Origin of the sequence: Dyella sp. (assembly GCF_035508675.1) — a bacterium.
Taxonomy (GTDB): domain Bacteria; phylum Pseudomonadota; class Gammaproteobacteria; order Xanthomonadales; family Rhodanobacteraceae; genus Dyella_B.
Genome location: NZ_DATJMN010000054.1, coordinates 21,407 through 29,116, shown reverse-complemented (window position 1 = coordinate 29,116; position 7,710 = coordinate 21,407). Strand labels below are relative to the sequence as shown.

Annotated in this window: 9 protein-coding genes; 8 read left to right on the top strand and 1 reads right to left on the bottom strand. The window is 61.9% G+C overall.

All coding sequences use genetic code 11. The features are described from left to right. The 4 genes from coxB to VMA74_RS03170 form a co-directional block, all read left to right on the top strand. The coding region (coxB, locus tag VMA74_RS03185; RefSeq protein WP_325364732.1) for a cytochrome c oxidase subunit II at positions 1-845 on the top strand (845 nt) is incomplete at its 5' end. 58 nt (positions 846-903) lie between these two features. Continuing rightward, positions 904-2,529, top strand: a complete 1,626-nt coding sequence (ctaD, locus tag VMA74_RS03180; protein ID WP_325364730.1) for a cytochrome c oxidase subunit I — start codon at positions 904-906, stop codon at positions 2,527-2,529. A gap of 4 nt (positions 2,530-2,533) precedes the next feature. Beyond that, positions 2,534-2,719, top strand: coding sequence for a hypothetical protein (locus VMA74_RS03175; protein WP_325364728.1), 186 nt, complete (start codon positions 2,534-2,536; stop codon positions 2,717-2,719). Between the two features lie 55 nt (positions 2,720-2,774). Continuing rightward, on the top strand, positions 2,775-3,662 hold the full coding sequence (locus tag VMA74_RS03170; protein ID WP_325364726.1) for a cytochrome c oxidase subunit 3: 888 nt from the start codon (positions 2,775-2,777) through the stop codon (positions 3,660-3,662). 177 nt (positions 3,663-3,839) lie between these two features. Here the strand turns inward: VMA74_RS03170 and VMA74_RS03165 are convergent, their stop codons facing one another. Continuing rightward, positions 3,840-4,055: a twin transmembrane helix small protein gene (locus tag VMA74_RS03165; RefSeq protein ID WP_324938681.1), complete on the bottom strand. Its 216-nt coding sequence runs from the start codon at positions 4,053-4,055 to the stop codon at positions 3,840-3,842. Between the two features lie 59 nt (positions 4,056-4,114). Here VMA74_RS03165 and VMA74_RS03160 point away from each other — a divergent pair, with 59 nt between their 5' ends. Genes VMA74_RS03160 through cyoE form a run of 4 tightly spaced genes read left to right on the top strand, consistent with a single transcriptional unit; the run spans position 4,115 to position 7,532 of the window. Then, the gene (locus tag VMA74_RS03160) at positions 4,115-4,852 is read left to right on the top strand and encodes an SURF1 family protein (RefSeq protein WP_325364723.1); all 738 of its coding nucleotides are present in this window, start codon (positions 4,115-4,117) and stop codon (positions 4,850-4,852) included. 60 nt (positions 4,853-4,912) lie between these two features. Beyond that, complete coding sequence (locus tag VMA74_RS03155; protein ID WP_325364721.1) at positions 4,913-5,482, top strand: hypothetical protein; 570 nt, start codon at positions 4,913-4,915, stop codon at positions 5,480-5,482. Then, positions 5,482-6,639 carry a COX15/CtaA family protein gene (locus VMA74_RS03150; protein ID WP_325364719.1) on the top strand — a complete coding sequence of 386 codons (1,158 nt, stop codon included), beginning with the start codon at positions 5,482-5,484 and terminating at the stop codon, positions 6,637-6,639. Before VMA74_RS03155 ends, VMA74_RS03150 begins: the two co-directional genes overlap by 1 nt. Beyond that, positions 6,636-7,532 (top strand): heme o synthase, encoded by an 897-nt coding sequence (gene cyoE, locus VMA74_RS03145; protein ID WP_325364717.1) that lies wholly within the window; start codon positions 6,636-6,638, stop codon positions 7,530-7,532. The genes VMA74_RS03150 and cyoE overlap by 4 nt, the downstream gene beginning before the upstream one ends. The last annotated feature ends 178 nt before the right edge of the window (positions 7,533-7,710 follow it).

The following is a 7,710-nucleotide window of genomic DNA, read 5'->3' as shown; positions in this document are numbered from 1 at the left end:
CGCAGCCCGGGCAGCTGAATCTCACGCCAGGCGTGACGACGTATTCCCATGTGCCCTACATGCTCAACAACGTGGCATTGGGCGTGTGCGTGGTGATCGGCATCCTGGTGTTTGGCGCGATGTTCATCGCCATGTTCCGCTTCCGCAAATCGCGCGGCGCGGTGGCGGAGAAGTGGTCGCACAACACCACGGTCGAAATCATCTGGACCGTCATTCCCGTTCTTATTCTTATTTCGCTGGCGTGGCTGGCCACCAATGGCCTGCGCCAGTTCTCCGATACCACCGGCGCGCAGATGACGGTGAAGGTCACCGGCTATCAGTGGAAGTGGCGCTACGACTACGTCGACTACCAGGGCAAGCCGCTCAGCCATGTCGACTTCATGTCGAAACTGGACGACCAGAGCAATGCCACCCGCCAGCTCAACTCCGGCCTCGATCCTTGGGCGGTCAAGACGGATGGCGAGAACACTTATCTCCTGAATGTGGACCACCCGCTGGTGGTGCCGATTCATACCAAGATCCGTTTTGTGATCACCGCCGACGACGTGATCCATTCCTGGTTCGTGCCCGCGCTGGGCTGGAAGATGGATGCGATCCCGGGCGTGATAAACGCCGCGTGGACCAATATCAACGAGCCGGGTGTCTACCGCGGCCAGTGCGCCGAATTGTGCGGCCAGGATCATGGCTTCATGCCGATCGTGGTGAAGGCGGTGTCGCAGGAAGACTTCGCCAAGTGGCTGGCCGACCAGCAGAAGCCTGCTGCCGCCCCGGCTCCGGCCGGCACCGCTGCAGCGCCTGCGCAGGCCACGGCACAGTTGACGCCAGCACACGCAACACAGGGTTGATCATCGGCTGCTTACCGCAGTTCACGTAAACGCATTCATTAGGTAGAGGTTCAAGGTCATGGCCCAAGCAGCCGCCCACGAACACCACGATGAGCATCACGACGAACACCACGAGCACCTGAACTTCTTTCAGCGCTGGGTGATGTCCACCAACCACAAGGACATCGGCACGCTGTACCTGGTCTTTTCGCTGCTGATGTTCTTCATCGGCGGCAGCTTCGCGATGGTGATCCGCGCGGAGCTGTTCAAGCCGGGCATGCAGCTGGTGCAGCCGTACTTCTTCAACGAAATGACCACCATGCACGCGCTGGTGATGATTTTCGGAGCGGTAATGCCGGCCTTCGTCGGTCTGGGCAACTGGATGATCCCGCTGATGGTCGGCGCGCCGGACATGGCGCTGCCGCGCATGAACAATCTTTCGTTCTGGATCTTGCCGTTTGCCTTCGCGCTGCTGCTGTCCACACTGTTCCTGCCGGGCGGCGCTCCTGCAGGCGGCTGGACCATGTATCCGCCGCTGTCGCTGCAGAGTGCGTCGCTGGCATACCTGGTGTTCGCCGTGCACTTGATGGGTATCAGCTCGATCATGGGCGCGATCAACATCATCGCCACCATCCTCAATATGCGCGCGCCGGGCATGGATCTGTTGAAGATGCCGGTGTTCGTATGGAGCTGGCTGATCACCGCCTTTCTGCTGATCGCGGTGATGCCGGTGCTGGCCGGTGCGGTGACCATGCTGCTCACCGACAAGTACTTCAACACGCACTTCTTCGATGCCGCCGGCGGTGGTGACCCGGTGCTGTTCCAGCACGTGTTCTGGTTCTTCGGTCACCCCGAGGTGTACATCATGATCCTGCCGGCGTTCGGGATCGTCTCGGAAATCATCCCGACTTTCGCACGCAAGCCGATCTTCGGCTACAAGGCGATGGTGTTCGCCATCGCTTCGATCGCCTTCTTGTCCTTCATCGTATGGGCGCACCACATGTTCACGGTGGGCCTGCCGCTGGGCGCTGAAATCTTCTTTATGTACGCGACCATGCTGATCGCGGTGCCTACCGGCGTGAAAGTGTTCAACTGGGTCGCCACCATGTGGGGCGGCTCGATGACCTTCGAAACGCCGATGCTGTTCGCCATTGCGTTCGTCATCCTGTTTACCATCGGCGGTTTCTCCGGCCTGATGCTGGCGCTGGTGCCGGCGGACTTCCAGTACCACGACACCTACTTCGTGGTGGCGCATTTCCACTATGTGCTGGTGACCGGCGCGATCTTCGCGATCATGGCGGCCACGTATTACTGGATTCCGAAGTGGACCGGCCACATGTACAACGAGTTCTGGGGCAAAGTTCACTTCTGGAATTCGGTGGTGTGGGTGAACGTGCTGTTCTTCCCGCAGCACTTCCTTGGCCTGGCCGGCATGCCGCGCCGTATTCCGGATTACAACGTGGCGTTCGCCAACTTCAATATGATCAGCTCGATCGGCGGCTTTTTGTTTGGGGCCTCCCAGCTGATCTTCCTCGGCGTGATCATCCATTGCGTGTGGTTCTCCAAGAAGAAAGCCACCGCTCGCGTATGGGAAGGCGCCCGCGGCTTGGAGTGGACGTTGTCGTCGCCGCCGCCGCACCACAGCTTCACCATCGCGCCGGTAATCCACGACGAAGAACTCGCACATGGCCACGTCGAGGACTGATCACGTGAAACTCGATCATCGCCCGCTTGAGTCGGGACAGGAACAACGCTTGCGTCGCGCGCGACGCACCGCAAGGGTGGTGGGCATCGTGGCGTTCGTCGTGTTCGTGGTTTCGATCGCGCAGATGCTCTGGCTGCAACATCATCCGCAAGCGCACGCGCAGGCCATCCAGGAAGCGCTCATGCAGTAACCCGCCGCAGCGGGGGAGAACGTAGGTCACCAGGAACGTCTACGGGATACAGATCATGGGTCAGCAGCACGACATCTACTACGTACCGAGCAAGAGCCAATGGCCGATCGTGGCCGCGGTGGTCATGTTCCTCACCGTGTTCGGTGCGGCGCACTGGCTCAATGCCGAGCCCGGCGAAACCGGCTTCGGCAAGACGCTGTTGCTGATCGGCTTCGTCGGCATCCTATGCATGTTCTTCGGCTGGTTCCGCTCGGTGATCCATGAGTCGATGGCCGGCAACTACAACACCCAGGTGGACCGCTCGTTCCGCATGGGCATGATGTGGTTCATCTTCTCCGAGGTGATGTTCTTCGGCGCCTTCTTCGGGGCGCTGTTCTACATCCGCATGTTCTCGGTGCCGTGGCTGGGCGGCTACGGCCATGGCGTGCTGACCCATCAGTACCTGTGGAGCGACTATGCCGCTTCATGGGGCGCTGGCGGCGGCAATGGTCCGGCGCACATCGGCGGCGCCTTCCAGACCGTCGCGCCGTGGGGGCTGCCGCTGCTCAATACGCTGATCCTGCTCAGCTCCAGCGTCACCGTGACCATCGCGCACCACGCGCTGAAAGCGGGGCATCGCGGCAAGGTGCTGACCTTCCTCGGTGTTACCGTGTTGCTGGGTGCGAGCTTCCTGTTTTGCCAGGCGCACGAGTACATGGAGGCGTACAAGGAACTCAACCTTACGCTGGGTAGCGGCGTGTATGGCTGCACGTTCTTCATGCTCACCGGCTTCCATGGCCTGCACGTGACGCTGGGCACCATCATGCTGGCCATCATCTGGCTGCGCGTGCTGGCTGGCCACTTCAGCAAGGAGCATCACTTCGGCTTCGAGGCCGTGGCCTGGTATTGGCACTTCGTGGACGTGGTGTGGCTGGGGCTCTTCATGTTCGTCTACATCCTTTGAGGCGTCGCTCAAGGGGAGTAGAAAAGCCCGCCGCAAGGCGGGCTTTTGTTTCTTCCATCACCCACTTCCCTCCGGGGAGGAGCTGGGCGAGGGGCGGATCTTGCGCAGAACCACCTGCGTGCTTTTTCGCGCCGTAACGTCGCAGCGCGGATATTGGAAAAGGAACGCCCGCTACAATTACTGGCCCACGCCGTGCGGATGGATCCACCCCATCCGGATACCGATGATGACCATCGCGATCAGCAGCAGGGAAAAGCTGATGCGGCGGGTCAGCGCCCACACGGTGCGTTTGCTGCCGTCCTTGTCGGTCATCATGAAATACAGGGCCTGGCCAAGGTTGAAGATCACCACCAGGAACATGATCACCAGCGCTACTTTGTAGATGGTTTCCACGTGAGAATTCCGAGTAGGCCCGACATCGCCAGTATAGCCATGCACCGTGGAGTTGCCGCGTGGGCCTGATGCGGCGTCCAGCATGGTGGTCGGTGCTGCTCACCGTCGCTGGGGTGCTTGTTTTTATACGTCTTGGCATCTGGCAATTGCACCGCGCAGACTACAAGGACGAACTTCTGCGACGGTATGCCGCGGCAGCCAGTGCGCCGGTGCAAGCCTTCGATGCGGTGGCCGGCCAGCCCCCCCTGGATGCGTATCCGCGCGTGCGCGTGCAGGGCCGTTATCTCGCCGACCGCCTCTATCTGCTCGACAACCCGAAACACGACAGCCTCGGCGGGGTGGAGGCATACGCGCCGTTCCAACCCATGAATCAGCACAAGCTGCTGCTGGTGGATCTTGGTTTTCTGCCTGGCAACGGTACGGACAAGGCGCCGCAGCTGCCGCCGTTGCCCACCAACGTGCAGACCCTGCAAGGCACGTATCAGCCGCCGCCGGGCACCGGACTGGAGCTGGGCGGCAACGCACTGGCGCAGCAGACGCAGTGGCCGAAGACCTCGATCTACCTGGATCTGGGCCAGGTCGCCAAGGACTTACATGCGGCGCTTTATCCGCGCGTGCTGGCGTTGGATCCTGATCCTTCGGCGATCTATGTGCGCGTGCACGCGCTTGACCTTTCGTCGATGCCGCCGGCGCGGCATCGCGCGTATGCGTTCCAGTGGTTTACCTTTGCGGTGGCGGCGGTGGTGATGTTTGTGGTGTTGCATCGAAGAAAGCCGCGCCTGAAACGTGATGATTGATCACTCCGCAAACAGGCTCCTCCCGAGTGACGCTCCCCGCATGAATTCCACTGGGCAAGCATGAATACCTCCAACTCACCCGATCAACGCGCAAGCCGCCTCAAACTCCTGCTGATCGCGTGCATATTCGCCGTTCCGATCATTGCTGCCGCACTGCTGAATGTCAGCGGCTGGCAGCCCTCAGGCAAGGCGTATGGCCAACCGATCCTGCCGCAGCGCAACTTCGAGCAGGAACACCTGCAGATCAGGCTTGCCGACGGACGCACCTGGGCCTGGCGTGACACCTCGCCGCGCATGACGCTGATCGCCCTGGCTGGCCCGAGCTGCGCCGCCCATTGCGTGGGCGTGCTCACCAAGATGGCCGCCGCGCGCATCACCCTCAACAACAATATGTCGCGCCTGCGCCTGCTGTATGTCGGACAGCCGCCGGCCAATGCGGCCGCCACCGGCATGGAGAACTACTGGACGCTCGGCTCGGACGTGGGTGGCCGGCTCGATGCCTACCGGCCGACCACGCCCGACAGCGTCAGCGCCGTATTGGTGGAATCCGATGGCACGGCGCTGGCACGGTATCCTGTCGGTTTCGATCCGAGCGGCCTGCGCAAGGATCTGCAGAAGGTCATTCGCTGATGAATTTGCGTGTCCGAAAAATTGTGCCTTACCTGGCAATACTCGCCGCCGTGTTCGCTTTCGGCCTGGTGATGTTCGGCGCATTCGTGCGGCTGTCGAATGCCGGGCTTTCCTGCCCGGATTGGCCGACGTGCTATGGCAAGGCCACCTGGCCGCATCACGCGCAAGCGGTGGCCCAGGCCGACGCGGCATTCCCCGACCGGCCTTACGAAGCAAACAAGGCCTGGCGCGAACAAGTGCATCGCATGCTCGCCGGTACGCTGGGTGTGCTGGTGGTGGTGCTTGCGCTGCTGGCGGCGCGCCGTGATCGCGTCGTGATGCTGGCCATCGTGTTGAGTGCGCTGTTTGCGGCAGCCGGTGTCGCACTGTATCTGCATGGCGAACGCAACATATCGTCGGGCCTAGCGTTGCTGGCGATACTTTTACCCACCGCCGGCGCGCTCTGGCTGCGCGAGTGCGCCGCGTTCAAGATGAGCGTGCTGGCACTGGGCGTGATCGTCTTCCAGGCCATGCTCGGGATGTGGACGGTAACGCTGCTGCTCAAACCGATCGTGGTCATGGGGCATCTGCTGGGCGGCATGGCCACCTTTGGCCTGCTGGCGTATGCGGCGTTGCGTTGCAATGGCGTTGGCGCAGCGGACAACCGCCACGCCACGCTGCGCAGGGCGGTGGTGCTGGGCATCGTGCTGCTTGCCTGCCAGATCGCGCTGGGCGGCTGGACCTCGGCAAACTACGCGGCGCTCGCATGCGGCACCGATTTTCCGACATGCCTGGGCCAATGGGCGCCGCCAACGGATTTCCATCAAGGCTTCGTGCTGTGGCGCGAGATCGGCGTGAACTACGAAGGCGGCGTGCTCGACATGGCAGCGCGCAGCGCCATCCAGATTGCGCATCGCATCGGCGCGCTGGTGGTGTTCTGCTATCTGCTTTGGCTTGCGTACCGCTTGCTGCGCGGCGGATTCCGCTTCGGCGCCACCGCGCTGGCAGTGGTGCTGGTTGTGCAAGTAATGCTGGGCATCAGCAACGTGCATTTCGGCCTGCCGTTGCCGGTTGCAACCATGCATAACGGCGGCGCGGCCTTGCTGCTGTTCACGCTGCTGGCCAATTACGCACGCTTGCAATCCTGGCATGCGACGGATGTGGAGTCGTTTGCATGATGCTGGCGCGCGAATATTTTCAGCTCACCAAACCGCGCGTGGTCGCGCTGCTGGTGTTTTGCGCGGTGATCGGCATGTTCCTCGCCGTGCCCGGCATCCCGCCGTGGCGCGCGCTGGTGTTCGGCACGCTCGGCATCTGGCTGGCCTCGGGTTCCGCCGCCGCGTTCAATCACCTGATCGACGAACGCATCGACAAGCTGATGGCCCGCACCGCCCGCCGCCCGCTCGCCACCGGCAAACTCAAGGCGCGACAGGTGCTGGTATTTGCGGCCGTGCTTGGCGTCATCTCGATGATCGTGCTGGCCGCGCTGGTGAATGTGCTCACCGCATGGCTCACCTTTGGCGGCCTGATCGGCTACGCCCTGGTGTACACCGCCTATCTCAAGCGCGCCACGCCGCAAAACATCGTGATCGGCGGCCTGGCCGGCGCCATTCCGCCCGTGCTGGGCTGGACCGCCGTCACCGGCGCATTGCATCCTTTTGCGTTGCAACTGTGCCTGATCATCTTCGTATGGACCCCGCCGCATTTCTGGGCACTGGCCATCTTCCGCCGCGATGACTACGCCCGCGCACAAATCCCCATGCTGCCGGTCACCCACGGCGTGCGCTATACCCGCTGGAACATCCTGCTCTACACCATCCTGCTGATCATCGTCAGCTTGCTGCCTTCCCTCACCGGGCATAGCGGCCTGATCTACTTCGGCGGCGCGGCGGTGCTGGGCATAGGGTTTCTCTATTACGCCATCCGCCTGATGAATCCGCCGGACGAGTATTTTGCGATGCGTGTATTCAAGTATTCGGTGATCTATCTGATGGCGTTGTTTGCCTTCCTGTTGGCCGACCATTGGCTAATGCAACCGATGCACGCTATGACCTTCTCCCCTCTTGGGTAGATCACATCTTCACCGCGACCTCTCGCCCGAGCGGAGATCCGCGAAAAACTTTGTTTCCGAGGCTTGACAGTTTCGCACCGCAGCAAGACAATTCCCGCGCCCACCGGCGCCATCTGGCCGGCCGGGCCTCTGTCCGAACTAACCAAGGCATATGGACGTTTACCCTAGTCGCAACGTC